General features: G+C 46.7%; 28 protein-coding genes. 12 read left to right on the plus strand and 16 right to left on the minus strand.

Annotated elements, in window-relative coordinates; genetic code table 11:
* Positions 1-173 precede the first annotated feature (173 nt).
* The 9 genes from MKY98_RS24275 to MKY98_RS24315 form a co-directional block, all read right to left on the minus strand.
* Positions 174-1,535 (minus strand): FAD-dependent oxidoreductase, encoded by a 1,362-nt coding sequence (locus tag MKY98_RS24275; protein WP_069010035.1) that lies wholly within the window; start codon positions 1,533-1,535, stop codon positions 174-176.
* Positions 1,536-1,925: 390 nt separating this feature from the next.
* On the minus strand, positions 1,926-2,402 hold the full coding sequence (locus tag MKY98_RS24280; RefSeq protein ID WP_069010036.1) for a glutathione peroxidase: 477 nt from the start codon (positions 2,400-2,402) through the stop codon (positions 1,926-1,928).
* 87 nt (positions 2,403-2,489) lie between these two features.
* Positions 2,490-3,293 carry a (2Fe-2S)-binding protein gene (locus MKY98_RS24285; RefSeq protein ID WP_069010037.1) on the minus strand — a complete coding sequence of 268 codons (804 nt, stop codon included), beginning with the start codon at positions 3,291-3,293 and terminating at the stop codon, positions 2,490-2,492.
* A 12-nt stretch (positions 3,294-3,305) separates the two neighbouring features.
* On the minus strand, positions 3,306-4,199 hold the full coding sequence (locus tag MKY98_RS24290; RefSeq protein WP_029518547.1) for an ABC transporter ATP-binding protein: 894 nt from the start codon (positions 4,197-4,199) through the stop codon (positions 3,306-3,308).
* A 232-nt stretch (positions 4,200-4,431) separates the two neighbouring features.
* Positions 4,432-5,451 carry an LLM class flavin-dependent oxidoreductase gene (locus MKY98_RS24295; RefSeq protein WP_069010038.1) on the minus strand — a complete coding sequence of 340 codons (1,020 nt, stop codon included), beginning with the start codon at positions 5,449-5,451 and terminating at the stop codon, positions 4,432-4,434.
* 104 nt (positions 5,452-5,555) lie between these two features.
* A complete protein-coding gene (locus tag MKY98_RS24300) occupies positions 5,556-6,719 on the minus strand; it encodes an AI-2E family transporter (protein ID WP_069010039.1) in 1,164 nt (387 codons plus the stop codon).
* A 150-nt stretch (positions 6,720-6,869) separates the two neighbouring features.
* On the minus strand, positions 6,870-7,883 hold the full coding sequence (locus MKY98_RS24305; protein WP_013312376.1) for an LCP family protein: 1,014 nt from the start codon (positions 7,881-7,883) through the stop codon (positions 6,870-6,872).
* Positions 7,884-7,974: 91 nt separating this feature from the next.
* A complete protein-coding gene (locus MKY98_RS24310; protein ID WP_029518550.1) occupies positions 7,975-8,877 on the minus strand; it encodes a cation diffusion facilitator family transporter in 903 nt (300 codons plus the stop codon).
* A 157-nt stretch (positions 8,878-9,034) separates the two neighbouring features.
* Complete coding sequence (locus MKY98_RS24315; RefSeq protein WP_208332729.1) at positions 9,035-10,654, minus strand: DEAD/DEAH box helicase; 1,620 nt, start codon at positions 10,652-10,654, stop codon at positions 9,035-9,037.
* Between the two features lie 350 nt (positions 10,655-11,004).
* Between MKY98_RS24315 and MKY98_RS24320 the strand changes: the two genes are divergently transcribed.
* The 7 genes from MKY98_RS24320 to MKY98_RS24350 all read left to right on the plus strand — a co-directional run bounded on the left by MKY98_RS24320 (position 11,005) and on the right by MKY98_RS24350 (position 15,099).
* Complete coding sequence (locus tag MKY98_RS24320) at positions 11,005-11,607, plus strand: hypothetical protein (protein ID WP_245231655.1); 603 nt, start codon at positions 11,005-11,007, stop codon at positions 11,605-11,607.
* Between the two features lie 174 nt (positions 11,608-11,781).
* Positions 11,782-12,291 (plus strand): immunity 50 family protein, encoded by a 510-nt coding sequence (locus MKY98_RS24325; RefSeq protein WP_441913987.1) that lies wholly within the window; start codon positions 11,782-11,784, stop codon positions 12,289-12,291.
* Complete coding sequence (locus MKY98_RS24330) at positions 12,284-12,691, plus strand: hypothetical protein (RefSeq protein WP_069010043.1); 408 nt, start codon at positions 12,284-12,286, stop codon at positions 12,689-12,691. Before MKY98_RS24325 ends, MKY98_RS24330 begins: the two co-directional genes overlap by 8 nt.
* 178 nt (positions 12,692-12,869) lie before the next feature.
* Positions 12,870-13,499 (plus strand): hypothetical protein, encoded by a 630-nt coding sequence (locus tag MKY98_RS24335; protein WP_069010044.1) that lies wholly within the window; start codon positions 12,870-12,872, stop codon positions 13,497-13,499.
* Between the two features lie 82 nt (positions 13,500-13,581).
* Positions 13,582-14,109, plus strand: coding sequence for an SMI1/KNR4 family protein (locus MKY98_RS24340; protein WP_081317503.1), 528 nt, complete (start codon positions 13,582-13,584; stop codon positions 14,107-14,109).
* Complete coding sequence (locus MKY98_RS24345; protein ID WP_069010045.1) at positions 14,093-14,653, plus strand: hypothetical protein; 561 nt, start codon at positions 14,093-14,095, stop codon at positions 14,651-14,653. Before MKY98_RS24340 ends, MKY98_RS24345 begins: the two co-directional genes overlap by 17 nt.
* A 2-nt stretch (positions 14,654-14,655) precedes the next feature.
* A complete protein-coding gene (locus MKY98_RS24350; protein WP_069010046.1) occupies positions 14,656-15,099 on the plus strand; it encodes an immunity 26/phosphotriesterase HocA family protein in 444 nt (147 codons plus the stop codon).
* A gap of 61 nt (positions 15,100-15,160) precedes the next feature.
* On the opposite strand, the gene MKY98_RS24355 is transcribed toward MKY98_RS24350, so the two are convergent.
* Both MKY98_RS24355 and MKY98_RS27130 read right to left on the minus strand, forming a co-directional pair.
* The gene (locus MKY98_RS24355; RefSeq protein WP_029518560.1) at positions 15,161-15,700 is read right to left on the minus strand and encodes a hypothetical protein; all 540 of its coding nucleotides are present in this window, start codon (positions 15,698-15,700) and stop codon (positions 15,161-15,163) included.
* A gap of 213 nt (positions 15,701-15,913) precedes the next feature.
* The gene (locus tag MKY98_RS27130) at positions 15,914-16,015 is read right to left on the minus strand and encodes a putative holin-like toxin (RefSeq protein ID WP_445671404.1); all 102 of its coding nucleotides are present in this window, start codon (positions 16,013-16,015) and stop codon (positions 15,914-15,916) included.
* A 109-nt stretch (positions 16,016-16,124) separates the two neighbouring features.
* Between MKY98_RS27130 and MKY98_RS24360 the strand changes: the two genes are divergently transcribed.
* On the plus strand, positions 16,125-16,784 hold the full coding sequence (locus tag MKY98_RS24360) for a DNA gyrase inhibitor YacG (RefSeq protein WP_069010047.1): 660 nt from the start codon (positions 16,125-16,127) through the stop codon (positions 16,782-16,784).
* A complete protein-coding gene (locus tag MKY98_RS24365; protein ID WP_176715670.1) occupies positions 16,765-17,124 on the plus strand; it encodes a DUF7716 domain-containing protein in 360 nt (119 codons plus the stop codon). The genes MKY98_RS24360 and MKY98_RS24365 overlap by 20 nt, the downstream gene beginning before the upstream one ends.
* Here MKY98_RS24365 and MKY98_RS24370 read toward each other — a convergent pair.
* On the minus strand, positions 17,114-18,748 hold the full coding sequence (locus tag MKY98_RS24370; RefSeq protein ID WP_069010048.1) for a DUF6138 family protein: 1,635 nt from the start codon (positions 18,746-18,748) through the stop codon (positions 17,114-17,116). The genes MKY98_RS24365 and MKY98_RS24370 overlap by 11 nt on opposite strands.
* Positions 18,749-18,905: 157 nt before the next feature.
* Between MKY98_RS24370 and MKY98_RS24375 the strand changes: the two genes are divergently transcribed.
* Both MKY98_RS24375 and MKY98_RS24380 read left to right on the plus strand, forming a co-directional pair.
* Positions 18,906-19,682, plus strand: coding sequence for an SMI1/KNR4 family protein (locus MKY98_RS24375; protein ID WP_069010049.1), 777 nt, complete (start codon positions 18,906-18,908; stop codon positions 19,680-19,682).
* A 17-nt stretch (positions 19,683-19,699) separates the two neighbouring features.
* Positions 19,700-21,121 (plus strand): SMI1/KNR4 family protein, encoded by a 1,422-nt coding sequence (locus tag MKY98_RS24380; RefSeq protein WP_069010050.1) that lies wholly within the window; start codon positions 19,700-19,702, stop codon positions 21,119-21,121.
* A gap of 68 nt (positions 21,122-21,189) precedes the next feature.
* On the opposite strand, the gene MKY98_RS24385 is transcribed toward MKY98_RS24380, so the two are convergent.
* Both MKY98_RS24385 and MKY98_RS24390 read right to left on the minus strand, forming a co-directional pair.
* Positions 21,190-21,804, minus strand: a complete 615-nt coding sequence (locus tag MKY98_RS24385) for a TetR/AcrR family transcriptional regulator (protein WP_029518565.1) — start codon at positions 21,802-21,804, stop codon at positions 21,190-21,192.
* 25 nt (positions 21,805-21,829) lie between these two features.
* Positions 21,830-23,314 carry a phytoene desaturase family protein gene (locus MKY98_RS24390; protein WP_069010051.1) on the minus strand — a complete coding sequence of 495 codons (1,485 nt, stop codon included), beginning with the start codon at positions 23,312-23,314 and terminating at the stop codon, positions 21,830-21,832.
* Between the two features lie 315 nt (positions 23,315-23,629).
* Here MKY98_RS24390 and MKY98_RS24395 point away from each other — a divergent pair, with 315 nt between their 5' ends.
* Entirely contained in the window at positions 23,630-24,865 is a 1,236-nt protein-coding gene (locus MKY98_RS24395; protein ID WP_069010052.1) for a PHB depolymerase family esterase, read from the plus strand.
* Between the two features lie 296 nt (positions 24,866-25,161).
* Here the strand turns inward: MKY98_RS24395 and modB are convergent, their stop codons facing one another.
* Positions 25,162-25,827 (minus strand): molybdate ABC transporter permease subunit, encoded by a 666-nt coding sequence (modB, locus tag MKY98_RS24400; protein ID WP_069010079.1) that lies wholly within the window; start codon positions 25,825-25,827, stop codon positions 25,162-25,164.
* A gap of 3 nt (positions 25,828-25,830) precedes the next feature.
* Positions 25,831-26,691: a molybdate ABC transporter substrate-binding protein gene (modA, locus tag MKY98_RS24405; RefSeq protein ID WP_341011335.1), complete on the minus strand. Its 861-nt coding sequence runs from the start codon at positions 26,689-26,691 to the stop codon at positions 25,831-25,833.
* Positions 26,692-26,842 lie beyond the last annotated feature (151 nt).

Consider the following 26,842-nt stretch of genomic DNA (forward strand, 5'->3'; position numbering starts at 1 on the left):
AAAGAACTCCACCAAGGCCTACCATGGCCACGACTACAAGAAAAAGGATATAAAACAAACCCATAAGTTACTTCCCCCCTGATCCTTATGCTACTCTATATTGTACTATAAGGATTGATCCGTACGCCTCAGATTGTTGACAAACTTATGAACAATGTCACAGACAAATCTAATTATACAGTAACTGGGTTCCGTTCAGATATTGTAGGCAATGCTTGTAAACCTGCCGCGTTCAAGAAATTCCAAGGCTTGTTATAGTGCGGCTGGAAGAAGAAATCGACAAAGGCCAACTGGTCAATGGTCATATGGTTTTGAATGGCTACGGATAGCGTGTTAATGGATTGCGTCAAATCCACCTTCGACATAATTTGAGCACCCAGAATTCTCCGCGTCCCCTGTTCATATACCACTTTCAGTAACACTTTTTCGGAGGTTGGCATAAATTCAGGTCGGTAGCTGTCCTCAATGGTTACAGCTTCTACAGTCATGCCTTCATCTGTTGCCGCAGCTTCCGTCATGCCTGTTCCTGCGATATTGTCTTCGTAAATTTTGATACCCGAAGTTCCTTGGGTTCCCATGTAGGCAATGGTTGGTTGCACCAGATTACGTGCCACCAGCGTACCCATACGAACTGCGTTGGTTGCCAAAGGGATATAAGCCGTTTTGCCGGTCGGATTATAGCGAATTGCACAACTGTCGCCTGCTGCAAACACGTCCGGGCAACTACTTTGCATATAGTTATCCACAATGATCGCACCGTTAGGCAACATATCTACCTGACCTTTGAGCAGATCCGTTTGAGGTCGGAAACCGATGCAGAGAATAACAAGCTCTGTTTCATATTCTCCTTTAGAGGTCACGACTTTACTTACCTTACCGTTCGTACCCTCAAAACGACTCACCGTCTCGCCAAGTACCAGCTTAATGCCATGTTCCTTCAGGGAACTTTCAATCCGGTCTGTATACTCATGGTCCAAATACTTATTCAATATACGATCAGCACTGTCGATCAGCGTTACATTTTTACCATTCATTTGGAAAGCTTCTACCAATTCAACACCAATGTATCCAGCTCCCACGACTGTAATGTTCTGTACGTGCTGGGCTTTCTCAATGATATCATTGGAATGATTATAGTTTTTACAGAGCAAAATATGATCAAGTTCAATGCCTTCCAGCTTTGGAATAATGGGCCATGATCCCGTGGTCACAATTAGTTTATCAAATGTGTCTGTAAATTCTTCACCTGTTTGGAGATTACGGGCATGCAGCGACTTGCCAGCCGTATCCACACTCGTTACCTCATGAAGCATCTTGGTCACTACACCCAAGTCAGACAGTTGATCTGGAGACGAATAAAACAGGCCGTGCGGATCTTTGACGACACCACCTACGTACAGCGCAATACCACAAGATAAAAATGAAATATTATCATTACGCTCGTAAACGGTAATTTCTGCATCTGGATAACATTTAGCTGTGTTAACGATAGCTGCTGTGCCTGCGTGTGTACATCCGATAACTGCTACTTTCATGTTGAATTCCTCCTTGGTGTGTGGGCATAAACTGTATAATAATTGTGAATAGTTTCACGTAAACAGCTCGTTAGTGTTTGTGATTTATTTCACTTCATGCACTTATTATAGTGTGATATTTTTCACATTACAATAGCTTTTTGTTATATTCACAATTTGTCCACATTTAAAAAAGAAAGGATATACGAGATCAACTGTTTGCTGAAATGTTTTTTTGCTCCATCCAGTTTCCCCTGTAGGCGGCCTGATTATGCCCATGGAATCGACTTTCACATGATGCTCCCCCCTTAGACAAATGCACATGTAGAGAACAAAAAAAGGTCCGCTTCCCGGAGACATGCCGGAAATCAGACCTTTTTAAACATATATTTTGGAATGAAGGCAAAGCTACTATAGCAATTGCTCAATGGCTGCTTTCATCGCTTCTGGTGACTCCTTCGGTTCAAAACGACCCACAGGTACACCTTCACGATTCACAATGAATTTCGTAAAATTCCACTGAATTGTCCCATCTTCCTGTTCTCCAGGCTGTTGCTTTTTCAAATATTCAAACAGAGGCGCTGTATCCGGTCCATTGACGTCCACTTTGGCGAATACCGGGAAATTAACCCCGTAATTCAGTTGGCAAAATTCAGCCGCTTCCTCGCTGCTGCCCGGCTCCTGACCGCCAAATTGGTTGCAAGGAAAGCCTAATACAACTAATCCCCGATCCTTATATTCGTCATAAAGCTTTTGCAAATCCCCATATTGCGGGGTAAGTCCGCATTTACTGGCGGTATTCGCAATAACCAGCACCTTACCAGCGTAAGTATTCAGAGAAACCTCCTGATTCGCTGGTGTTACGGCATTATGTGAATAGACAGACATACAGCATCCTCCTTCGTGTCACTTGGTTTAGGTTACATAACCTATTTTAACCAAAAGGTGACGGACATGCCAACATCCACAGAGACTTTACCGTGATGCCACCACTTCGAGTCTGCGTTCTTCGCGTTCGGAAGCGGACATTTTGGGGCAAGTATAACAATACCGCTGACCTCCACCTGTCTTGTAATATTGGCAACAGGACGGTTTCATGTAGGTATTTTCACCAGGGCGGTAAGGATTGTCCAATTCAACGAGACGAACCGTAAACGGATTTCTTTTACGCCCGAATATCTCTCCCTCAAGTTCACGTGTCACATACATATAATCTTGTTCAAAGCGCTCCACATCCTGAGGATCAGTCAACGATGGCTGTACTCTATCCTTAAAATACAGCAATGCCAACGGAAACTGTCCCCACATTTGGCCGATAGATGCGCTCCCCACTGTAGCAATTGCTTCCAATAGGGGCCGCATCTGCAAACTGTAAAAGTCTCGTAACACTTGCTGGGCCTGTTCGGAAGAACGGTGATCTCCATGGTTCCACGTATTGTCCAGCTCTGTTAAGTCGATGACCTGAAGACTAATAGAGGGATATTGACCTTCATAACAAATATGAAATCTGAGATTAGAAACGGACAGGTCCCAACGGCGTTCACACAGGGATACCATAAAATGCTGCGCAAACACGAGGCCACGCAACTGGTTCACAAAATAAACGGCTGCGGTTAAAACGTCTTCAGCACGCAGAAGGTCGCCGTAATACTCCATCACAGAGCGGATCTTATCTGGTTCAAGCCATTCGGCCACTGGCCCGGAATATACTGCATCCTCCGGCGTGACTCTCACTATGTTTGCTAGTTGCTCAAGCTGATCGTAATCCAGTGGTTTCATGGTATGTCCCCTTTAACCTCTTGCCGCTACTTGTGCTCTAGCATCACGTCGCTCAGCAACAGAACCCACAGGTTGCTTATCTTCCACATTCATTTCTTTTATGGCTTGGCTTACCGCAGGCTGTCCAGCCAAAGCATACGGAAGACAGAGCGGTACACCTGTACGAGGATCTGTTACAATATCAGCCTCAATCCCGAACACTTCACGCAGCACATCAGGGGACATAACCTCAGTTGGAGTTCCTACCGCCTCAGCTTTCCCTTTTTTGATTGCAATCATATGCTGAGCATACCGGGCCGCATGGTTCAAATCATGCACGACCATAACAATGGTGCGCTCCTCCGAAGTATTTAGATACTCCAGCAAATGCAGCACTTCCAGTTGATGCGCCATATCTAAAAATGTCGTCGGCTCATCCAGAAACAAAATATCCGTATCCTGCGCAAGTGCCATAGCAATCCAGGCACGCTGACGCTGACCGCCAGAAAGCTGATCAATCGGACGATCGTGGAACTCGCTCATTCCCGTTACTTGAATGGCCCACTCTACCATTTTGCGATCTTCCGCTTTCATGGAACCAAAACCTTTTTGATAAGGAAAACGTCCGTAAGATACCAGTTCCGTCACGGTTAATCCTTCCGGTGCAGTCGGATTTTGCGGCAAAATAGCCAGCTGCTTAGCTACTTCCCGGGTGGATTGCTTATGAATGGATTTACCGTCAAGCAGAACACTGCCGCCCTTAGGATTCATGATGCGAGCCATCGTCTTCAGAATGGTGGACTTGCCAGAACCATTTGCGCCTACCAAGGCTGTGATTTTCCCTTGCGGTATTTCTACGTTCAGATCTTCTACAATCAATCGATCTTCATAAGCAATATCCAGATTTGCCGTTTTCAGACGAAACATGTGGAATCATCCCTTTCCCTTATCCAATATATATAGTCACGGGCTTAACGCACGACTTTCATCAAAACTTCATTCTATCTTTATATAATAAAGATATTGATAATCATTATCAAGTGTTAACTGGTTTATTTCCTATATCATACAGTGCATATCATCCAATATTTTCTCAAAAAATTCAAAAAAAAGATCACAGCTCCTTGAAGCTGTGATCTTTCAAATCCGGCGAATTGCATTATGACTGTACAGAACACAGTCCAAGTGCTTCGGCCATGAGACGTATAGATTTCATTTTGGCATCAAAGTCATGAATAATGCTCGCAACCATGATCTCCTGTGCATTATAGTCCTTACTTAATTGCTCAATCTGACGCTTCACCTGTTCGGGCGAACCGACCACCATACGTTTGCGATTCTCACGTATCCGCATCCGGTCAAACGGCGTATACGGATACGCCAGTGCCTTTTCCACGGAAGGTGTTCCAGCGGAGCGCATTCCCTGCTCTAATAGTACAAGAGATAAGTCCATGCTGGAAGCCAAGCGATTGGCCTCCTCTTCGGTATCCGCACAGATCGCAAATACGGCAACAAGCGAACGTGGTTGGTCACTATGCTGGGAAGGCTGGAAGCTTTCCTGGTATTCCTTCATAGCCCCTGTGCCGCCTTCACCATTAATGAACTGCGCAAACGCAAAGCCCACGCCACGCTCGGCTGCCAGACCTGCGCTATCACCACTGGAGCCGAGCAACCACATTTCCGGTACAGTTTCTATAAGCGGCATCGCCTGTAGCGAACCGAAACGGTGATTATTGCCTGTGCTGTCATGTAAATAAGCTAACAGGTCATCCAACTGCTCAGGGTATAGATCTACACCCCCTCGCATTTTGCCTTCTTGCAGGGCTCTGGTAGCAATGGGCATTCCTCCAGGCGCCCGTCCCAGACCTAAATCAATGCGTCCCGGATACAATCCCTCCAACACACGAAAGTTTTCCGCTACTTTATAAGCGCTGTAATGAGGCAGCATCACCCCACCCGACCCCACTCGAATGGCCCGAGTACGGGCGGCCAGATGTGAAATCAGTACCTCCGGGCTGGACCCAGCGAGATTTGCTGCAGAATGATGCTCTGATACCCAAAAGCGATGATAACCCAAGCGTTCCGCCTCTATAGCAAGCTCAGCGGTCTTTTGTAATGCCTGCGCATGCGTCATGCCTTCCGATACCGGAGATTGGTCAAGAATGCTGAGTTTTATCATAAAAGTCTGACCTTTCTATTTGGGAATAAGGATAGGCATTAATTATAGCACGCGTAGCCACAGTTACCCAAGAGGGGCCCATATCAATTTTATAGTGGAAAAGTTTATTTTTCGTAAAGACTTGCGTTCCCTTTATCCGCCTCATAGAGATGCGAACGCTTTTTAAAGAAACTATACAAATGTGTAACGATTACTTTCAAGACAGCATACCCCGGAACCGCCAGTACAATTCCCACCACACCAAACAAATTGCCTGCGGTCAGAATAACGAAGATAATCGTGATCGGATGTACCCGAAGAGATTTGCCCATAATTTGTGGAGAAATTAATTTACCCTCAATGAGCTGTACGACTGTCCACACGATAACCATCTTGAGCAGCATAATCGGTGAGGTAACCAAGGCTACAATTAACGCAGGTGTAATGGCAATGACGGGACCTAAGTAGGGGACAACGCTCGTAAAGGATGCAATGACTGCAAGCGTCAAAGAGTAGTCTAATCCAATGATTAGGTAACCAATATACAACAGCGCCCCAATACAGAAGCTGACAATAATCTGCCCACGAATATAGGAACTGACCTGATGATTCATCTCGGTCATAATGCGATCTGTTTCTTTACGAAACATAGGCGGGAGCATTTTCAGGATAAACTGTGGTAGCTTGTGTCCATCTTTTAGCAAGTAGAACAGAATAAATGGAACCGTGGCAATCGCAAGTACCGTTTCTGTAACCACGCCCAAAAAGCTGCCCACACCCGTCCATGCATTATTAATAAAGCTAGATAACTTTTCAGAAGCTTTGGAGGCCAGCTCTGATGGATTAATTTGAATCGTGTTCTGGAACTGGTTTACAAAATCGCTGCCGATCAGTTTCTCGAATTGTCGTTGTACTTGCTCGCTATAGGCAGGGAAATTTTGAATAAGCCCCTGTATTTGATCACGGATCACAGGCACCACCGATGTAACCACAATCGCAATAACCCCTATAATAAGCAAAAACAATACAACAATGGAGTATACTCGTTTCACCTTGTTACGCTCCAGTACATCAACCAACGGGTTGAACAGATAGTACAACACGCCGGATAATATAACAGGGAGAATGATCGTTTTTAACAGCACTATGACAGGTGTGAATATGTATGAAATTTTGGTAAGAACCAAGATATTCAAGCCGATCAGCAGCAGTACCAGCAGGAATAACACAAACTTGTTGTTCAGAAAAAACTTCTTGAATCGGTCTTTCCATGCCGGAGTTATTTCCACACCACATTCCCCTTCTCTTTACACAAATGAGTATACGTTCTTCATAGATACGATATATTTTTGGAACAAAATATACAAGGTTATACCCAAATAAACACAAAAGCAAACAAAGTTGTACGTCATCGTACGAACTTCGCTTGCTTTCGAGGGTTATGGAGTATCATTTATCGTGGTTGCAGCATCCACCGTCGTGGTCACAGGTTTGTTCTCCTGTTCAAAAAGATTCTGTATGAAGCGCTTGAGCTTTCTTTCGTCTACACCCAATACCTGCGCACCCTTAATGGTTTCCCCGCGCACCAATTCATTCGGCGGGATTTGCTGCTTCGCTACTGTTGTTGCATCGATATTAAAGCCCAATGAAGCCAATTGCAGCATTTCCGTAGTACTCAGATTCGTTTCAATATAAGGAGAAATGCTATTTAAAATACTCGGCAGTTTGATTAGAGATGAGGTTGACTGAATTTTACCGCCAAGCTCAGTAATGAATTTGCGTTGCCGCTCCGTACGCGTAAAATCGGAAGTCGCATCATGACGGAAGCGTACATATTGCAAGGCTGTTTTACCGTCCATGTGCTGCATTCCCTTTTTCAAATCAATATCAAACTGGTGTTTATCCGCCTTGGAGGTATAATGCATATCTTTTTCGACATCCAGGTCAATACCACCCACAGAATCAACCAGCGCAATAAAACCATTGAAATCAGTATATACATAATATTGAATTGGTATGCCCAGCAGGTCGCTCACGGTCTGTCTGGTCAAATCCGGTCCCCCGTAGGAAAAGGCAGCATTCAATCGACTTTGCCCATGACCTGGGATATTGACGTAGGTATCACGAAGAATCGACATCAGTGTAGCCTTTTTCGTAACCGGATCAATAGAAGCAACCATAACGGAGTCAGAACGCCCTGAATCCTCTCCACGGGAGTCGCCGCCTAGCAGCAGAATATTCACTCTTTCTGTCCCATCCCATTCCGGTGGGAGCGATACCTCTACAGGTTGTACATTGGTTTGAGTTTGTGCCTGCGGTTTGAATTTCGAATCCTGTCCGGAAGCAACTGAAATTTGATTCGTAAAATGATATATAGAATACGTATAATATCCGCCCACTAAAAGAACCGCCGCAGTCACAGAAATGCCTAACCATTTTAAAAATTTTCGCATATTTTCGGGTAACCTCGCTTTTATTCATCATCGTTCGGCTTTTAAAAGCATACCCTTCCTGCAAGTTATCTGTCAATTCGCGCCGTCTGTTCTAGTGGTCGTCCGCATACCATGGATTCAAATGGACAAGCACCTCATAAACCCGCGGTTCCCGCTTCATGACAGCCCCCTTAATCAGTCGAATAATATCGTGTCCCTGCTGAATCGTCAAAGAGGCATCCACTGAAGCGCGGATATCCACGATAATATAATGGCCGTGCTCACGGGCACGGATACGGTCAATACGTTGAACCTCGGCTACACTCAGTGCGGCTGCGGCGTAGCTCTCAATTTCCTCCGTTGCAATCGCCTTTTCCATAAGCACATCTATGGATTCACGGCCCATTTCCCACGCCAATTTCAGAACTAGCAATGCCACTACGAATCCCGCAATAGGGTCACCGTAAGATAAGATTGAAATGCCCCAGTGCTCCCCAATCAGCCCCAATCCGATACCCAGTACAGCAGCCCCAGAGGCGTACACATCAGCGAGATGATCTTTTGCCGTTGCAATAAGACCCTGACTATTGGCCGCTCTCCCGATACGAATCGTGTAGATATACAGCCACTGTTTCCAGAGCAGGGAAATAATGGCGGCCACCAATGCCAGTATATGCTCCTGTGGCATCGGTTCGAACAGTGCTGCAATCGAATGATAGCCGATAAATATACCCGCTCCAAACAATATGACCGCCACCACGCTTGCACCGATCACTTCTGCCTTGCCGTGACCATAAGGATGGTCCTCATCCGGCGGCTGGCTAGATATGCGCATCGCCCCCAGTGCCGTTGCAGAGGCAATCACGTCCCCAGCATTATGCACACCATCGGCTACCAGCACCTTGCTGTTGAACATAAGTCCTGTAATAATCTTAATGCCGGTTAATAGGATGTTGCTAATCAGGCTGATCCATGCTGAGACCATGGCGCGCTTGCCCATATCCTGTTCCTGCATGATGTATAACCCCTCCAAATTTATCTTTTGAATTTATCTTATGGCGCTGCTCTTTCAGCGGTATGGATGAAGATTACAATAGCCCCGGAAGATGAGCCTCCCCGGGGCTATTATGATAACCATAGTGGAGCATTCTATGAGAATACTCCTATTTTATCTATCTGGACCGTCCACGACGGCCTCCTTGTCCTTGACCACCACGCGGGCCGCCTTTGGCTTGTCCACCGCGGCCACCTTGGCCTCCGCGCGCAGAACCACTGCTGCTGCGGTCATACCCACCGCGCTCGCTGCTTTGTCCTGCCGAGCGACCTTGGCCTCCTCGTGCGGAACCGCCGCTGCTTTGCCCTGCCGAGCGACCTTGGCCTCCTCGTGCAGAACCGCCGCTACTACGGTCATACCCGCCACGCTCGCTGCTTTGTCCCGCCGAGCGACCTTGGCCTCCGCGTGCGGAACCGCTGCTGCGGTCATATCCGCTGCGCTCGTTACTGCCGCGGCTAGAGCGACGTTCGCCGCCTGCACTGTCACGACGGCCCGCCTGTTCGCGGCCGCTGCCCCGGCGTCCACCGCCGGAGTCGTTGCCACCGTAGGAACGGCGGTCGTTTCTGCCCGAACGGCGTTCTCGACCCTGCCGATCAGCCGTATCGGAAGCAGGTCTACGCTGTCCGCCGCCCTCACTGCTGGTGAATGTGACACCAGCAACTTTCTGGATGTTCCGAAGCTCTGGAATATCCCTTGGCGTAGCGAGCGTCACCGCCACGCCTTTGCCTCCGGCACGGCCGGTACGCCCGATGCGGTGGATGTAGCTTTCGGCATCCTGCGGCATGTCGTAGTTGAAGACATGCGTGACGCCTTCTACATCCAGGCCGCGTGCAGCTACATCAGTCGCTACGAGCAATTGGAGTTTCGCTTCACGAAACGCCTTCATCACTTGCTCCCGCTTGTTCTGGGACAAATCCCCGTGAAGCTCACCGCTCTGAAAGCCCATTTCTTGCAGCTCTTCGTTCAGTTTGGCAGCCCGGCGCTTCGTACGGCAGAAAATAACAGCCAAGTACGGACGATCCGTATTCAGCATATCCACCAATGCCTGTTGCTTACCCCGGTCTGTTGTTTGCACAACGACCTGACGGATTTGGCTCACCGGAACGGAAGAAGCGGATTTCACTTTGACATCTACAGGTTCGTTCATATATACACGAGCCAGTTTGCGAATACCGGCTGGCATCGTAGCGGAGAACAGCATCGTCTGTCTCCGGTAAGGAACTTCCTGAAGAATCGTCTCCACATCGTTCAAAAAGCCCATGTGTAACATTTGATCGGCTTCATCCAGGACCAGCATTTTAATGCCGCCTAGATCCAGCGTGCCACGTCTCAGGTGATCCAGCAGTCGCCCAGGTGTCCCAATAATCAGTTGTGCGCCACCTTTCAGTTTACGAAGCTGACGCTCCACGTCCTGTCCTCCGTAAACAGCTAGTAGAGATAAACTCGGCTCCGCAGCAGCCAAGCATTTAGCTTCCTCTGTAATCTGGAGTGCCAATTCACGCGTAGGTGCAATCACAAGCGCCTGCGGGTGCCGCTTGTCCAAATTCAGCTTTTGTAAAATCGGCAGTAAAAACGCAAGCGTCTTTCCGGTTCCCGTATGTGCCTCGGCAATCACATCCTGACCTTCCATCAGCAGTGGAATCGACTCCTGCTGTACAGGAGTTGGAGATGAAATCCCCTGTTCTTTCAAGGCTTCTACCCAATGCTGCTCTACGCCTAATGCTGCAAAATTCTTCAAGTGGTATTCACTTCCCTTATCTGTATTCAATATGTGTCACGTAAAATAGGTTCATGTGCCATATGACATCTATCGTTCCATAGTTCAGAATTCCCATTTTTGTATCGGTTCTCATTCTACCCTTTTCAGGAAGGGAGCTTATCCGTTATCGTTGAATCTGTTCATGTAACCAACATACGGCCGCAATGCGGCTCAGGACCGTTCCATGTATGACTTTCCTAGTATACGCGAAGTTGAACTGGTTTCCAAACGATTTTAATGAACAGGACCACAGTCTATATAAAAGGTGAATTCGATCTTCATGTCATATATTATGGTATAAGAATTGGTAATTCATGAATAAAGGATGGATGCTTGTGGTTAACAACTTGCATTATAATTTTATAATGACCGGTTCCTTGTCGGAGAAGCACACTTTGTTTGCTGAAGAGTGCTTTGCTAACCTGTTCGATTGTTTTGAAACGTTCCTGAATATATCAGGAATCCGCAATACCCGTGTGTCTATCTATCAATCCACGAAAGCCAAACACGGTAAGATTCGCTGGGACAAGCAGGAGTTGCTTCGTATTGTAACCAATGATGAATTGACTCCTTTGATGCTGGTTATAGAGGCGCCTAGTATCAAATCGTCCTATAACAAAGGGACGACGCCGGAAGTGTACATTCTTTTGTCCAATGACCCCATGTCCCAATCATCCAATAATTGCGGCATACTCGTTTCGATCCGTCAGGACGTTTATGAACGTATCAACCAAACAATCGTCGAAGACGTTATGATGCAGCTCAGCCAGTGGATAAAGGCAAACAAAATGTTACATAGCTCGCGCAACTTTTATGCTGGCAGTAAAGCACGCGCCATTATGGATATTCTTCCATTTATGCTCGAACAGGATACCCCGGATATGAAGTATGTTTTTCAATCGTGGACTCCGTTCCCTTTACCACACACTTAAACAATCCGTCATACTATTAACCCCAGGAGGCTGCAATTTATGCAAATTCAAGTTCAAAAGGTTGAAAAAAAAGAGAACGAATATCTCATTCATTATCAAGCCGGGGGAGCGTTGCCGTTCGTTCCGCATGATATTGTTCTGATCCATGGCAAACAGTATTTTATAGGCACGATTTTGAAAGTAGAGCCGGAACAGGCCCTTGTCCGTATTAATCCGGAATATGAAGACCAACTGGCAGGGTCCATCGGACTGGAGCTGGCTTTCTCTCCAACTGTTTCTATTCAAGGTGCAGACAGCATTGTCGAAAAGCTTGGCTATTTCCCTCCCTTTCATTATGACCGAATTACAGCTGCTAATATGACGAAAGACCAGATTACGCTGACGATTGAGCTATCCTACGCTAGCGTGCTTGTCCCTAAATCACCGGATCTGGAGCCTTCAACTGAGGCACCTGTAATCCCTGAAGCTCCAGCAAAAGACGTCCCACGCTATGCAGTAACTTTTACATTTCTGGAAACTAAAGAGCATGTATTAAGCCCTGTAGAAACAGAAAATATCATTTTGCAACTTGACTTCCGTTATGAAGAGGCTGATATGGTCGTTGACATCGATGCCTTGTCGGGGCTGTCAGGCAGCTTTCTGTGCAGAGGCATCCGTGCAGAGATTACGGAACTTCATGAATAAACAAGAAGCCCGTGAGCTGTTGCGCTGTCATTCTTTTATCCATGATGATCTGGAGCATCCCAAAATGCGAAGCGGATTTTTAGGGATGCTTCGCCCCTTCCAAGGCGAACTGATCGAGGACAATTTTCATGAACTCATGACTATCATTGAAGTTCTGGCAGATGAGTTGGAGAAACCATCCATAGAACGAGAGTTGATTGCCGCACTGTGGGGGATTTGCCAATATACACGGGCATGGGCGTTGCATCCTGATGGTATGCTGCAGCGAAATCATCTGCTGACCGTAGAGCAGATCAACACCCTCGACGATTGGATTGATACAATCTCCTATGCGGTTATGGTGCTGCTGGAGGGTGGCGGACCGGAAGAAGCTTTATCGAGCTACAGACATGAGAGTTGATCCGTAGTGATACATATATCTTAGTCAAGGGGGCCGCTTTTGCATTGCTTCGCGCACATAAAAGCATGCCTTTCGCACAACATGCTCTGAAACAATTAGTAGAGCATGAGGAATTCCGTGTATCTGCCAAACGGGAGCTTTCCACATAATCGACAACCAAAGGAGAATCACTCTACTTATGCGTGTAAGAATATTTATATTCATATTAATTATCGGAATTATATGTGTGCCTGCGTATTTTATTATGAGCAGCTTTGGATTATTTCAAAATGAAAAGGTGCTTGTACATTACAAGCTTGCCATTGAGGTAAAGGATAAAAAGTATGATGCCTGGCCTTTAATCAGTAGCTATGCCGCTATAGATAAAAGAGGGGACAGTCGTCAGCTCTACTACCAGGCGGAGGGCTCAGGCTTAGAGTATCTGTTTCAGCTAGCCTATGGACAATATGAACTCCGAACCTCCAAGGAAAATCCTTTCCTCGACGGGGGAATCCACTACACCATGGACCACCCTGAGTATGTGCGTGAGGAAAAGCAGTATGAGAATGCTAACGACTACACGGAATTAACCCATTTTTATAATCAGCATGAACGGATGATTTATACCTATAATCCCGAAGCCAAGCTCGATAAAACATACGTCCGTTCCATCATCACCGCTGGGATGACTCGCACAACTGGTAATTCAAGCCGTCCGGTTAAGGATGACTATATCAATATCAGTAAGCTGTTTAAGGATAAGCTGGGAGTGAATGTGAAGGTAGATGTGGATGAGAACAACAAAATCGTTACCCTATCGATGACATAATCTCACAGTGATGCACCGCTGCGTCGTCTCATTTCCAAAAAAGAGATCTATGGTTTACTAGAATCAAGGGGGCTGGTTGTTGATGTCATTCGCAATTGAATCAGGGCTTTTGCCTGCCCAGATCGCAGCATTGGAGGAACAGATACAGCGTATATTGCCCGCTGGCTATAAACGTTTTCTTTCACAATATAACGGATTTTATGTAGCCGCCCCTTTTTATTGCAATGTGCCCTTCGATCGAGTGGATAACGGAGACATTGATTTGACTTGTTTTTTCGGATATGAGGTATCCAACAAAAATCATGACCTTCTAGCGATTAATGATGAATTTCTGGATGAAATCAATCATGTCGAGAGCGCTTTGTTGATTGGTGCAGATGCGGGCGACAATTTTTACGTTCTGACATGTAAGCAATACACCCCGTATGTGTACTACTGGGACCGCACACATCTTCATGCTTATGATGACAAACTGAACTATGATATTGCAGAGCAGGACGAATGCGGACATTTGTATCTGGTGGCAACAGACTTTACAACGTTTTTTAATCAGGTAATTGAACGACTCAACGAGCAGAAAGGAAGGCCTAATGATGACAGAAATACATAATGCTAAGCAGGGACCGGCTTATTTGGAGGGTTGGGTTGTACCCGAAAACCCCGAGGCATGGGTCGAGCAGGAGTGGACAGGTACGCTTCGTTCACAGGCAGGACATACGAAATTCCACATTTTTTATTACGGAGAACTTATGGACGAGCTGATCACTGGTACTGAATTTGCACCCCAACTCATTATCGCAGAAGATGCAGTCACAGGTGAACAGATCGTGATTTTTGACGGAACCCGCCATGGTTACGATGCTCTGCTATGCGAAGTTTATACCAAGGAGCAGCAGAACAATCGCACTCCCCTGCTGCCCTATCTGGACGAAGATGGTGAAGATACTTTCGAGGTAAGCGTAACTGCCTTTTATAATGTTGATTGGGATGACGAGTTTGCAGACGATGTAGATGAGAATGGGCAGTTAGAGCTGATCAATGGCGAACGATGCGATTTTGAAGATGCGAAGCGGAACGGCTATGATGCGATCAGCATTACGATTACCAGCGCTAAAGGTCTAAAAACAGAGATCCTTCAGGAAGAGCTGGCCTGACGATGGTGTTCAAAAGAATCAAACATCAGGAAGGCGATATTTTTGTTATCCCCCTGCATGACGGCCGATTTGCGGTATGTCAGGTGATCTGCGCACTGTATGGTAGATTCAAAAAAGCGTTCTCCTTCGGGGTTCTATCCATAGGCCAGAATCAAGCGTACGAGGGAGAAACGACATATCTTCCGTTCACAAATTATCGCGGCCGATTTGAAGTTATATTCACCGCCACCCAAAATCTGACGAAAGGAGTATGGCCCATTATCGATCATCGCCCTCTTTCCGAGGAACAACAGCAGCTAAAATATTTTAATTGCGCGGGCCATCTATACTGTGGGGATGAATATATACGCAATCTGGAACTGGAAGAATATAATCAATATACGGTAATGGGCGTGGCTGGATATGAGTTGGTACAGCAATATTTAGCCCAATATGATGACCGCTAGGAAGAATAGCAGCACAAATAACCACCTTGAAGTTTGAATGCCAAGGTGGTTATTTGACCTGTTAAAAGGGTTCAAACGTATATGGGAATGATGTACGCTCTGTCCCCAATACCGACTTCACGCGCTCTTCATCCACCAACGCTTCGACGAGGCTATACAAATCCGAGGCTGCATACCGAAAATTGCCCCATGTGCGCAGATTCAAAGCATAGATTGGGAATTCCCCCCGTTCATCAGGCGATTGAATATCCCAGATCAGCAAGTCATCCTCTTCACTGGAAGCGAAAGGGACCGCATGCTCCAAAAGCTCCGGAAAACCATCTGGCTCCAGCGCCGCTTCTTGTAAAACCTCTTCTGATTCCAGCAAATCATCAAACCAAGCCCGCCAATCATGATAACGATGAAGCCATGAATCCGGGTGATCGCCAAGAGGAATATGAATGTTCCATAAGCCGCATAGTCGCCCGTAACCAAGAGTTTTGACATAATCTATATAAGAAGGCGGAAAGCCCATACCATTTTCAAAACGATGCTCTATTAGAAAAGCCTCATCATAGTAAGCCTGGAATTGCGGACGCTGTAGTCCTGTAAAAATGCTCATGCTCGCCCTCTCCTTTCGCGCATCTTTATTCACCTTTTCGCTCTTAGGCACATTGAAAAGGTCTTTTTCAAGTGTTAAAATGGGAATAAGATGTATATTCTAAAAAAGAGTGAAGATGCGTCAACATCCTCACTCTTTGGCAACAGCCGCTTTTAAGGGCGGTGGCTGCAAGTTCACGGTATTCGAAATAGACCGGTTCCTACCACGGGCGGTCTATTTCTTTTTATGGAAGGAAAGAATCAGAATCACCAACGTTGCGAATTGAATCATCAACATTATGGTGTCTTTAACCTCCACAGGCCTCACCTCCCTCACAGGAGACTAGCCGACCGCCCATCTAAGCCATTCTGTTGTTAAGGAATATTATAACATATGAAATATAAAGAGTGCGTTTTTACGATCTTTCCGAAAAGGAGGAACGAACATGGAGCAAAAACGCTTCAAAGATGAATATGGATACAAATATGACTTTAGCGCCGTGATTAGAAGAGGAGAACAGGTAACTGTTCACTGCCCCCGTTGTCAGGGCCAAGCTTTTATTTCCATATCCAAAAAAGACTGTTATTACGTCGTTCGATGTTCTCATTGTTACTACACATATCAGCAGCCCGAATCTTATACATTCTATGCACGCGGCGTATGCAACCATTGCGAACGGTATTTTAATATCGAAATCCATGATGACCGAACGAAACTCCATAAAAATACAAATATAAACTGTCCGCACTGTGAGACACGCAATCAGGTTCCGGTGCATCGTGTGCAATCACGCGAATGGCATACGAACGTGATCCAAAACGGAAAAGACCCTATTTTCCAGCTCCAGCTGTACTTCCTAGATTACTATCGGGGGAAACCTGTCTGGGCTCTTAACCGGATACACCTGAATTACCTGCTCTCCTATATCTCTGCCGAGTTGCGAGAAAAGCCTGCATCCGGTATGATGCGTACGGCTTCCCACTCCATTCCCAGGTACATTAAGGATGCGAAGAATCGCCAGTCCATCTTAAAGATATTACAAAAGCTACAGCATAAGCCAGCGGCTAAGAGAGGAGTCTCCATACATGAGCATACAAACTTTTGACAGCCTTGAAGCACTGGTCCATGCCGTTGACCAAACAGAAATCAATGAATGGGTATTTGCCAATCTGAAACATGTTCAAAGTAATCCGCTCAATTCTACCTATTACATCATTCCCGAGGAAGAATTGTGGGAACTGGAGGATGCCGGTCTCACCGTCACCAATCATCGTGATGAAAGTATACCTGCATCTCTGCCAGACCATCAGGTGCAATCTTGGCTGGAGGTGGCGACTGTACAGGATGTCATTGAAGTGTTACGCCACAGCGGAAGCGAGCCGGATATTGAACGCATTGCGCAAGGACTGCGATATTATCATGAATATGATGCTTTTATGGAATAAGCGTTTCCAGCAGCTCTTTTACCTCAGGGACAGCCTGCTTCAGGCTGTTTTTTAGTTTCTTCGCGCCACCCCATATACGATAAACAAGCACCTCTTGTTCGTAGTTCTCCAGCTTCTTAAGCTCCTCCACCAATACCTGTGCCTGCTCTACGGTTTCAATTCCGGATGACTTCAGTGGTTTGGCAGACTCGTTGCCTGCCAGTAGAACCCTCGTCCAAACGGGTATCGTGTCCGGTGTCAGTCCGTGTGCGTCAGCAAATACAGCGGCGTAACCGTCCTGTACGGACTGATGTTCACTGTCCACCAGCTTCATATAACGATTCACTAATGGGAAATAGTTCTTTCCTTTTAGGCCCAGTCCCATCACCGCATAGGTTCCCGGCATTGCCGACTTTTCACCGGGCTCTACATCGTTATACCACTTGAACTCTTCCATCACGACCTCAGCATATTCAGCCAGCAACGGATGCAGCGCAGGATATTCAAGTGCATTGGCGAAGAAACGATGCAACGTAGATTTAGCCAACTTGGGTACAGGCAGGTAGTTTTTCACCTTGCTTTTGAACTTCATCCGATATTCCTTGGTAAAGCCCTTTCTTAAAATATCGCATAAATATACGAGTGCTTCTCTATAGCTCTCTTCTTCCTCTGAACGAATCTGAACCTCCAGCGTTTGCAAAATATCATTGGCTTGGCAGATGACTCGCTCACTTGTATATAACGCTGGGATGCTTCCTGATCCGTTCTTAAGCCACTGGGCTGCCTGATCCGAACCCAACTGTGCAGCAATCTCCAAATACTTCTGCCGTGCATCGGCATCGGTCGAGCCCACCCGCATCGCGGTAAGCAGGAACATCTCCATGGCTGGCGCGGGAATTTCCGAAGGGAGAATATCGGGCTTCACTTTATAATCCAGTCCATAGCTTTTTTCCCGATCCGCATACTTCAGCAGAAATTCATCCTCAGCCCAATGCTTTAAGCCACTGCTGAGCTGATACCTCCATGCTTCCTCACGCTTGCGGCTGACCTTCACTTTGGCATCCATTCGATTCAGCAACTCATTCATCCGCTGGGCGTTTACAGGGTACAAATGAGGATCAAGCAAGTGTCTCACTAAGAAGAAATCGTCCTCTTCCTTCGGGATAGCTTTACTGGAGGGGTTGAGCTTCTGCTCTACAAACTGTTGGATAGTGGCTAACAGTTGCTGCCGTTTATCTTCATTTAGGAGTGAGAATGTAAAATGATTGGCCTTATTCTCCAAGACCACTTCCAGATGAAAATCCAGTCGATAACGAAAGAACATGGAGCTGAATTCTTCCGAATTAAATAGCGCCTCTATCTTTTCCTTGAACATAGGCATCCATTCGTCCTGCACCTGCTGCAATGTTACCCCATCTGTAAACCCAGAAATTTCCGCATCCGGTCTACGACGATCCCAATCAAACGGTTCGTGGGTATCCACCCACAGCCCATCCTTCTTACAAGTAACTTTTAAGTATTCATGAATCCCTTCGTGAAGGACGCTTTTGATTTGGAATTCGGCGATGCGCTTTTGCTCAGAAGCGTATGTCTGGTCAATCTCCTCAAAAATTGGACCGATGTAGGCTTGTACCCCTGATGTCATAAGATGTGTTCCTCCTTCGTCCCCTCACAAATTGTAGTTCCTACGGAATTAAGATAGACTAATCTATAACTATTTTATTTCCTGATTATAGCATATCTCTCATTTACTTTTGGACTCTACCCCTATAGATAGAGTGCCGGAAAGCAGGTGTATTCATATGTATTGGGTTTCCACACAACATACGACGGTGGCTACCGAAGAACTGACAACTTTCGAACATACCTATGGATTAACTTTACCACCTCCCTATGTAGCATTCCTCACCCGCTATGGGCCTGGTACCTTTTGCGGACTGCTGGTGATTGAACCGCCTGATGCTCAACTATTACAATCCTATGCGGATTACGAACTGTGGGCGCATGATGATAACTGTCCAATCACCGTGCAACAGCTAGGCGAGTGCGTGGTCATCGGTAGCTCCATAGATGGGGATTTCCTAGCGGTGCACCCTCAGGTCGAAGGTTTGCTGTGGCTACCGCGACATTCGGAGGTCATTACTAAGAAGCCATTAGATGTTCAGGTCCCATTTACAGATACACTGGAGCATATACTACAGGATGAATTCGGAAGAATAGAGCCATTCCCCCGTTATTTCGAACCTGTCAATCTGGATAGAGCAGCAACATTTCTACTATTTAATCCACCGGAGACGGCGCAAGCTTGCGGTTCAGCCCATCCGAACGATCAAGCCTTGCAAATAGCTCCAGCATCTATACAGGTATTGGCTCAGCGTTTTAAACAGCATTTTGACTCAAATTTATGGATTGAAAACGAGCATATCTGCATGGCTTTTCTCCAATTTCTTGGCGGATATGTGCGTTTTAACTATGCATATGGACGCGAAGTGGCGATCATTTATGAACCCACAGCGATAGCACTTCGTGATGAAATTCTAGCATTCTTGCAAAAAGAGCATTGCCGGGTTGTAGAGTAAGAGGAGGACGAATACGAATGAAAGTACATTTTGCACAAACCTTAGAAAAGCTGGGACAGATCGCCGATCGTCTGAGACAAGGTGGGATGTCTGACGTGGTATACCAATGGTCGAAGGGGATTTCTACAAGTGAACTAACTGAGCTGGAGGAACGGCTGCAGATGCCTTTGCCTGCCTCCCTGTCTGAGTTGATAAAGCGGTGTGGCAGCTTACATTTGCTATGGTGCCTCCCTCAACACTGTATTGTAGCCGATGAACCGGCTTGTTCATATGAAAGCAGTAATGGCCTTGAACAAGAACCGAATATCCTCGACGATATCACAGGAGAATTTGGCTGGAATCATGAGTATATTGGCTATTTTACATCTTATGGGGAAGATACCGACTCAGCAGCGGACGAGCAACGATATCTGATCCTTAATTATAATGGTGCGGGTGATCCGATACTGCTTGATATGGCGACATCCGCAACAGAGCCAGCGGTGTTCTGTTATGATCATGAGTTGGATCAGTTTACTCTGCTCGCAGAAAATCTACCCGCCTATATAGAAACCATGCTCACCTTGCACGGACTATGGCTGTGGGATTGGTCTAACGTGTCAGACGAGCATGGCATTCAGCTAAACAGTCCACCACTACAACTGTGGCAACGCTGGTTGGACATGTTTTGTACGATGAAGCTGGAGGATGCGCAGTCGTTGGAGACGCTGATCCATTACACCACCATGCATGGCGTAGATCATCCTGCTGTGGTGCAGGCTTTTCAAGCCTATGATCCAAAGGATATTTTTCTTGCCTGGGAGCAGCACTGGCAGAACATTCAACATAGCCAGGTTCCATTCTCTACATGGGCCGTTTGGGTAGGGGAGACCGCAGGGGTTGGGGCTGCTGATTGGGTCCGCTCCTTGTGGGAACCGGAAACCGCGCAAGTATGGACATCTTTAGCACAAAACAATACCCTACATGCTAAGGGTGCATTTGCGTCCACACGCGCCTATCTGAGCGCCCGCTGCCTACCCGGGCAGGAAGGCTTGGTATGTGTTTGCAATCACCTGCTACAGCATTCGGTTGCAGATGGCAAATTAGAAGGATACACCGCTAATGGGCAGCTACAGCATTTTCATTCACCGCAGGTCATTAACTGGATACGGGATAAGGTCAATCATCCGGTCGATGGCTGGGCAGTACTTTTCGCCTACTCTTGTCCTACAGCTGAGCAGGTGATTGAATGGCTATCCAGTAGTGAGCTTCATCAGAAGATTGCAACGGAGGGGCTAGATATTATGATTCATCGGGATCTTCTGCCCGCTCTGGAAGCAGACGCTTGGGCCAATATCTCAGATCTGCTTCTTGCTTCTTTGCAGCTCGTGATGCTCAAAAAAGATAAACGTCGTATTGAAGCCGTGCTTAAGCAGCTTTCAGATTTGGAACTTCGTTAATCTTTCGGAAGGGTCGTATGCGGATTCACATGTACAGTGATGTGAGGTAAAGAAAGTTAGCCGCTGCATCAGCGGCTTAACCCCTTGAGGAAAGTATCTATAGTAAATGAAATCAATTCATCATTTGATTGTGCCATAGGAAAATCAAAATTCAGGAGCAAAGAAGTCAAGCCGTGCAGCATACTCCATACAGAGCTGGCGAACAAGCGCTCATCTCCTTGAATGATGGAACCCTCCTCCATAACGGCTTTGAGCCCAGCTTCAAGAAGCTCAAAGCCTTTAAGGCTCCCACTGTCTATAAGACTAACCAAGCTTACAGATTCCAGGTTGCTGATAAACAGAATGTTGTAATATTCCGGGTTAGCCGTTCCAAAACGAACATACGCATCAGACACCGCCTTCAGTGTGTCCAGAGCGTTCAATCCCGCTGCCTGTGCTTCATCCGCACGTTGCTGAAGAGCCTGCAGAAACAGGGCATTTCCTTCTAGCAGGAGTTCGATTACAATGGCTTCCTTATTTTCGAAATAATGATAAATAGTTGTTGGTGAATATTCAATCTGATCCGCAATTTTGCGCATGGAGACTTCAGCATACCCTTGATTCAGAAAAAGCGATCGGGCGGCCTCAATGATTTTCCGGCGGATCTCATTGCTTTCACGTTCTCGGCGTTTGATATGTTTCATGAGTAGATGTACTTGCCCTTTCTGCCTACCCCAATTTGGCGGCGATACGATCAGCTTCCATTATACCCGATTCCATAACCCCTTGAAACCCGCCCCCAGGCTGTGTCCAGGCCCCTACCAATGATAGACGCTTTACTGCTGATTTGTGCTTGAGCCTTTTTATACCGGACTGCCGAACCGTTTGTGCGTAGCCATAAACAGCCCCGTCGGGATTAGCGGTATAACGCTGCATCGTGCGTGGTGTGCCCAATTCGGCTACCATCACTTTGCTGCTAAAACCCGGATACAGCTGTTCAAGGCATCCCAATATCTGCTGTGTCACGGCTTCTTTTTTGGCTTTGTATTCGGGACGTGCGGCAGGCCAGTTCTCCAATCTGTCCAAAAATGTAATTGCGATGACACCCTTTCCCGGTTCATTGAGCTTAGGGTCCATGGCGTTATAATTCGTGAGCATCCAGTTGCCTTTCGTGTACTGGCCGCTCATCATTACTTCATAATCTGTCTCCGAATCCGGCTCATTACGCAGGATTAAGTCTTCTTCGGTGATGCCAAGCTCATGAGGTTCACATGATAATCCCAGATATAGCTGGGTGAGAGACGTGCCAGTCTCCAAACTGCTGACAGCTTCCAGCTCACGACGGGCAGCATCATGGTTTTCCAGTAGACGGCCATAGGTATGATGGGGACTGATACCAGACACAATCCAGTTGGCTTTATATACATCCCCTTTTTTCAGACGGACACCAGCAGCTTTACCATGTTCGAGTATAATCTCAGATACCTGACTGCGCAGGTGAACTTCTCCTCCCGCTGACTTAATAGCGTCAACCAGTGCATTAGATAAAGCCTGTGCGCCTCCCTCAATGTAATACGTCCCCTCCATGTGGTAGCCGATCCAGGGAATAAAAAAATACAGGGCCGCAAGTCGCTTTGGAGGCAATCCGTAATAGGCCCACAGCGCGGTGAAAAATTCCGTGAAGCGGTCAGATAACCCGAACTGGCTTACAGCTTCCCAGGTGGTCATTTGCGTCCAGCGGAGAAAGGTCCCAGCTTTGAGCAGGCCAACCGCCTTGCGCCAGGAAGTGAGAGTAGAAAAAGCAGAAAAGCCTGTTTCAAAACGGCGAATGCCCGCGAATAGACTGTCAATGGCTTTCACCTCAGTAGGAAACATGTTCTTGAGGAGCTGCACATACTCCTGAACATCGGACGGAATATCAATGTTCTGGCCTTCCCAACGAATGGAGTAAGGGTGCTTTTTGCGGAGAGGAACAATTCGCTGGTCCGCATTACAGGCCTTCAGCATCTGACCAAAGCTTCCTTCCTCGAGTCCGCCGACACCATGCAAGGAGACATCAAAGGTATATCCCTTTCTTGTAAATTCAGTTGCGAAACCGCCAGGCAGAGTATGGCTCTCAAAAACAGCTGTTCGGTAACCGAGCGCAGAGAGTCTTGCTGCACAGGATAAGCCACCCAATCCTGCACCGATGACAATAACATCATATTGGTTCATGATTTCATCCCCTTTTTTTAACATCGTTATATAAGTTAACAGTGTTAAGTTAAGGAGATTATATACCATAATATTACCGTTGCGAAAGTAAAACTTTTTTAATAAAACATCAAAAATGTAGCGCTTTCACTTGTCAGATTCCAATGAAGGTGCTATCCTTCAAGTGGGATTGTTACTGAAAAGGCAAAACCCGAGTACACTTGTGTACCCGGAGTTTGCCTTTTTTTGATTTGTATGGATTCCACAGCATACAGTTAACCATCCCGAACATGTAGTAATCGCTTTCAAAAAATGACACCAAAGGAGATTAATCTCATGCAAAGAAGACGTTTTGCCCCTGTTTTATTATCTTTTGTGTTCCTGCTAACGATCTTTTTCCCATCCGCCAGCTCTGCCGCAGCAGCAACAGATGTCCCAGCGCCACAGGCTACCCTGTTTACACAGGTACAGCCTTTGGGTGAAGTCGTTTCTGCTGTTGTACTGAAATACAGCACCAATATTGACGGTGCATCCTTATCCACGTCTAGCTTTCAGGTTCAATCTGTACTCAATGATGTATATACAGACAGAACCGTGACCGATGTATATACCAATGATACTGGAGCCATCACCAACCGCAGCACTCATGGTAAATATGTTGTGATTGAGCTGGATACGCAAGATAAAAATGCAAGTACCCTTACTTACGATGCAATAAGCGCAGTTAACCGCATCAACACGTTGAATTATATTATTAGTCAAAAGAAAGATATTGCAACTTCAAAGAAAACAGTCATCCCAGCCTCTGCACAGACTGTAAATGCAACAGATAAAATTACACCGATCGTAGACGATTTCCAAAAAAACACCTTTGAAAATAAAGAAGGCTTCAAGCTGAACTACTTTACGTTTGAGCCTAAAGTTGAGCCCGGCAAAACCTACCCTCTGGTTGTATTCCTGCACGGAAACGGCGAACGTGGTGACGGAAACGGAGTAAATTTGCTGGCAAACGCCGGAGCTGTTACTTGGGCTTCTCCTGAGCAGCAAGCCAAACACCCATCCTTCGTAATCGCACCACAAAGCCCGATTGACTTGGAACATAAATTCATTTGGGCGGATGAACCACGCAACAGCGCTGTAGCCGATTTGGTACGTGAAACAGCGTTAAAATACCCAATCGACACCGACCGAATCTATATTGTTGGTATTTCTCAAGGAGCTATGGGCACGTGGAGGTTGCTGGAAAAGAATCTTGACTTGTTCGCCGCAGGTGTACCCATTGCCGGTTTGACCAACTATGAAAAAGCCGTTAACATGTATGCACCTGTCGATCCTAAACACGTTGAAGTACTGAAAAACGTTCCGATTTGGGCCTTCCATGCTGCAGACGACACCACAGTTAGTCCTAAAAACTCGCAAGAAATGGTAGCTGCCATTAAAGCACAAAACGGAAACCTCATTCATTTTACTGAATACGAAGCAGGGATTATCAAACCTACAGGACACTTCTCCTGGGTACCGGCTCTGCAAAATCAGGATATGATTGAATGGCTGTTTGCACAAAAGAAATAAATGTACAGGCCTGTTGATTAACCACTAAATGGTAAAAGGAAAGTCGCCCACCTTTCAGTTGGTTTGTACCCTTACAAACCAACTGAAAGGTGGGCGACTCCATGAAAAAGTCTATTACGATCCCAACGATTCTTCAATCCATTCCGCTAGCCTGTGGGGTGGTTCATACGTATTCAGTCCTGCGCAAACAGCTTTATAGTCTAAGGCACTACCTCTGCTTCTTTTACTTCCTCTAGGCTATATTACCTTTACTGCTTTCATTGCCTGCATTACACACATCATTACGCTTCATTTGCTCAAGTCTTCCTTCTCGCAACAAGCAGCATAATAAATGAAATTAAGACAATGGCAATCGTCCACGCCCAGGCCATCGTCTGATTCCCTGCATCGACAGCTACATAGATCGCCGTAGGTACCGTCTGCGTCTTATTCGGAATGTTCCCGGCAATCATCAGCGTCGCTCCAAACTCGCCAAGCGACCGTGCGAAGCCCAGTATCGCGGCAGTCAGCAGTGAAGGATAGGACAGCGGCAGCGTAATGTAGCGAAACATTTGCCATTCGCCAGCCCCTGCCGATCTGGCCGAGTCCTCCAGTGAACGGTCCACCGCATCGAATGCCGTCTTCATTGTCTGATAGACGAGCGGGAATGCCACCACGATAGACGCCAGCACCGCCGCCCACCAGGAGAAGATGACTGACGCGTTGAACAGCCATTCGATCCATTGTCCTAACCAGCTTCGACGTCCCAGAATGACCAGGAGCAGGAACCCGACTACCGTCGGGGGCAGCACCAATGGAAGCATGAAAATGGTCTCCAGCACCAGCTTGCCACGTATGCGGCTTCGCCTCATCCAGCGGGCCGCCAGTACTCCTAGGACCAGCACGATCACACAGGACAGAGAAGCGACCTGCAGGGATAGCTGTACCGGAGGCCAAAATTCCGCCCAATTCACAGCAGTCAACAACTATTCCGCCTTACGGAAGCCGTACTTTTCCATCACCTGGAGCGCAGGCTCGGTTTGCAAATAATCGTAGAATTGACGTGCATCCTCCTCATGACTTGTGGCAGCTACCAAACCGAGCGGATAGGTAATCGGAGAATGAAGCTTGGAGTCGACTGTTAACGCAATGCGTGTATCCTTCGTGGAAAGTGCATCCGTCTTGTATACGAAGCCCGCATCCGCGTTACCTGTTGCTACGTACTGCAGCACCTGTCGCACATCCTTGGCTTGTACCAGCTTCGGCTCCAATTCACTCCACAGCTTTTGATTCGTTAACGCTTCCTGTGCATATTTCCCCGCAGGCACACTGTCAGGAATGCCAATCGCGACTGTCTTGATGTCTTGTCCCTTCAGGTCATCCAGTTTCTTGAGCGCCACTCCATCCTTAGCAGGAACGACTAATACCAGATCATTCGCGAGCAACGTGCTGCTCTTCTTGACAAGGGCTTTTCCCTCAAGCGCCTTCATGCTGGAGGTAGAGGCAGAGATAAAGACGTCTGCGGGCGCTCCTTGCTCAATCTGACGCTGAAGTGCACCGGAGGCGCCGAAGTTAAAGTTCAGCTTCACATTCGGGTGCTCCCGCTCATATCCGGTCTTAATCTCATTCAGGGCGTCCGTCAGGCTTGCCGCTGCAGAGATCGTCAACTCCACCTGTTGCTGGTCCGGTGCCTTCGTGCCTTCTGTATTCTCCGTTGTTGTTTGTGCTGCTGTTGCCGCCGGCTCTACAGAAGCTGCGGGCGCAGCACTCTGGGAACCACAAGCAACTAACACCACTAGTGCCCATATAGCTACTAGACTTCCAATCGTAGACTTAATTCTTCTCAAATTCCATCCCCCGTTCAATCATGTTTAGTTATAATTAGATATAACTAGTATAAATTCATATCTCATTATAGCTATGAAGGTAATCCTTGTAAACCACCAAAGAGCAGTTGGCAAGTATCACTTATGCCTGTTTAGAAGCTTGATGTTCCTG

The sequence above is a fragment of the Paenibacillus sp. FSL M8-0228 genome, assembly GCF_038007385.1.
GTDB classification, from domain to species: Bacteria; Bacillota; Bacilli; order Paenibacillales; family Paenibacillaceae; genus Paenibacillus; species Paenibacillus polymyxa_D.

Bases quoted from the DNA above. Each gene is read 5' to 3' on its own strand.
- MKY98_RS24275 (WP_069010035.1), bottom strand. From the start codon at position 1,535: ATGAAAGTAGCAGTTATCGGATGTACACACGCAGGCACAGCAGCTATC.
- MKY98_RS24280 (WP_069010036.1), bottom strand. From the start codon at position 2,402: ATGTCTGTCTATTCACATAATGCCGTAACACCAGCGAATCAGGAGGTT.
- MKY98_RS24285 (WP_069010037.1), bottom strand. From the start codon at position 3,293: ATGAAACCACTGGATTACGATCAGCTTGAGCAACTAGCAAACATAGTG.
- MKY98_RS24290 (WP_029518547.1), bottom strand. From the start codon at position 4,199: ATGTTTCGTCTGAAAACGGCAAATCTGGATATTGCTTATGAAGATCGA.
- MKY98_RS24295 (WP_069010038.1), bottom strand. From the start codon at position 5,451: ATGATAAAACTCAGCATTCTTGACCAATCTCCGGTATCGGAAGGCATG.
- MKY98_RS24305 (WP_013312376.1), bottom strand. From the start codon at position 7,883: ATGCGAAAATTTTTAAAATGGTTAGGCATTTCTGTGACTGCGGCGGTT.
- MKY98_RS24310 (WP_029518550.1), bottom strand. From the start codon at position 8,877: ATGCAGGAACAGGATATGGGCAAGCGCGCCATGGTCTCAGCATGGATC.
- MKY98_RS24320 (WP_245231655.1), top strand. From the start codon at position 11,005: ATGCTTGTGGTTAACAACTTGCATTATAATTTTATAATGACCGGTTCC.
- MKY98_RS24330 (WP_069010043.1), top strand. From the start codon at position 12,284: ATGAATAAACAAGAAGCCCGTGAGCTGTTGCGCTGTCATTCTTTTATC.
- MKY98_RS24335 (WP_069010044.1), top strand. From the start codon at position 12,870: ATGCGTGTAAGAATATTTATATTCATATTAATTATCGGAATTATATGT.
- MKY98_RS24340 (WP_081317503.1), top strand. From the start codon at position 13,582: ATGTCATTCGCAATTGAATCAGGGCTTTTGCCTGCCCAGATCGCAGCA.
- MKY98_RS24345 (WP_069010045.1), top strand. From the start codon at position 14,093: ATGACAGAAATACATAATGCTAAGCAGGGACCGGCTTATTTGGAGGGT.
- MKY98_RS24350 (WP_069010046.1), top strand. From the start codon at position 14,656: ATGGTGTTCAAAAGAATCAAACATCAGGAAGGCGATATTTTTGTTATC.
- MKY98_RS24355 (WP_029518560.1), bottom strand. From the start codon at position 15,700: ATGAGCATTTTTACAGGACTACAGCGTCCGCAATTCCAGGCTTACTAT.
- MKY98_RS24360 (WP_069010047.1), top strand. From the start codon at position 16,125: ATGGAGCAAAAACGCTTCAAAGATGAATATGGATACAAATATGACTTT.
- MKY98_RS24365 (WP_176715670.1), top strand. From the start codon at position 16,765: ATGAGCATACAAACTTTTGACAGCCTTGAAGCACTGGTCCATGCCGTT.
- MKY98_RS24370 (WP_069010048.1), bottom strand. From the start codon at position 18,748: ATGACATCAGGGGTACAAGCCTACATCGGTCCAATTTTTGAGGAGATT.
- MKY98_RS24375 (WP_069010049.1), top strand. From the start codon at position 18,906: ATGTATTGGGTTTCCACACAACATACGACGGTGGCTACCGAAGAACTG.
- MKY98_RS24380 (WP_069010050.1), top strand. From the start codon at position 19,700: ATGAAAGTACATTTTGCACAAACCTTAGAAAAGCTGGGACAGATCGCC.
- MKY98_RS24385 (WP_029518565.1), bottom strand. From the start codon at position 21,804: ATGAAACATATCAAACGCCGAGAACGTGAAAGCAATGAGATCCGCCGG.
- MKY98_RS24390 (WP_069010051.1), bottom strand. From the start codon at position 23,314: ATGAACCAATATGATGTTATTGTCATCGGTGCAGGATTGGGTGGCTTA.
- MKY98_RS24395 (WP_069010052.1), top strand. From the start codon at position 23,630: ATGCAAAGAAGACGTTTTGCCCCTGTTTTATTATCTTTTGTGTTCCTG.